1 other annotated feature (cut by both window edges) is annotated in these 1633 nt (G+C 57.2%).

The features are described 5' to 3' along the window. Window positions 1–1633, top strand: a sequence feature (most likely nonfunctional fraction of RNA operon) (it extends past both window edges: 1240 nt to the left, 1633 nt to the right).

Below are 1633 nucleotides of genomic sequence, written 5' to 3'. Positions count from 1 at the left end.
GTGGGTTGTGGGTTGGTCGTTTGTTGAGAATTGCACAGTGGACGCGAGCATCTTTGTGGTCAAGTTGTCAAGGGCGAACGGTGGATGCCTTGGCACCAGGAGCCGATGAAGGACGTGGGAGGCCGCGATAGGCCTGGGGGAGCTGTCAACCGAGCTGTGATCCCAGGGTGTCCGAATGGGGAAACCTGGCATCAGTCATGTGATGTCACCTGCACCTGAACACATAGGGTGTGTGGGGGGAACGCGGGGAAGTGAAACATCTCAGTACCCGTAGGAAGAGAAAACAACAGTGATTCCGTGAGTAGTGGCGAGCGAAAGCGGATGTAGGCTAAACCGGCTGCGTGTGATACCTGTCAGGGGTTGCGTGGTCGGGGTTGTGGGACCCTGCGAGGTGGGCTGACAACCACCTGAGGAGTTACAAAGCCAGTTGCTAGCCGAACAGTCTGGAATGGCTGACCGTAGGCGGTGATAGTCCGGTAGGTGAAAGTGGCTGGTCTTCTGTGGGTGTTCCCGAGTAGCGGCGGACTCCTGTAATCTGCCGTGAATCTGCCAGGACCACCTGGTAAGCCTAAATACTTCCTGGTGACCGATAGCGGACTAGTACCGTGAGGGAATGGTGAAAAGTACCCCGGGAGGGGAGTGAAATAGTACCTGAAACCGTTCGCCTACAATCCGTCGGAGCCTTGCGGGGTGACGGCGTGCCTTTTGAAGAATGAGCCTGCGAGTTAGTGGCATGTGGCGAGGTTAACCCGTGTGGGGGAGCCGTAGCGAAAGCGAGTCTGAATAGGGCGTTTGTAGTCGCATGCTCTAGACCCGAAGCGGAGTGATCTAGCCATGGGCAGGCTGAAGCGCGGGTAAGACCGCGTGGAGGGCCGAACCCACCAACGTTGAAAAGTTGGGGGATGACCTGTGGTTAGGGGTGAAAGGCCAATCAAACTCCGTGATAGCTGGTTCTCCCCGAAATGCATTTAGGTGCAGCGTCGTGTGTTTCTTGCCGGAGGTAGAGCACTGGATGGTCTAGGGGGCCTACAAGCTTACCGAAATCAGCCAAACTCCGAATGCCGGTAAGTGAGAGCGCGGCAGTGAGACTGCGGGGGATAAGCTTCGTAGTCGAGAGGGAAACAGCCCAGATCGCCAGCTAAGGCCCCTAAGCGTGTGCTAAGTGGAAAAGGATGTGGGATCGCATAGACAACCAGGAGGTTGGCTTAGAAGCAGCCACCCTTTAAAGAGTGCGTAATAGCTCACTGGTCAAGTGGTTCCGCGCCGACAATGTAGCGGGGCTCAAGCACACCGCCGAAGCTGTGGCATTCACATTTTTACTTCGCGGCGCCTTGATGTGTCGTGCAGGTGTGTGGATGGGTAGGGGAGCGTCGTGCCGGGGGTGAAGCAGCGGGGTGACCTAGTTGTGGACGCGGCACGAGTGAGAATGCAGGCATGAGTAGCGAATGAAGGGTGAGAAACCCTTCCGCCGGATGACCAAGGGTTCCAGGGCCAGGCTAATCCGCCCTGGGTGAGTCGGGACCTAAGGCGAGGCCGAGAGGCGTAGTCGATGGACAACGGGTTGATATTCCCGTACCCGCGAAGGAGCGACCCTGATGAACCTCGTTGTGCTAACCACCCAATCCATCCAAGG

This window comes from Micromonospora sp. NPDC048830 (genome assembly GCF_043198215.1).
Taxonomy (GTDB): Bacteria; Actinomycetota; Actinomycetes; order Mycobacteriales; family Micromonosporaceae; genus Micromonospora.
This window is presented reverse-complemented; position numbering and strand designations above follow the sequence as displayed.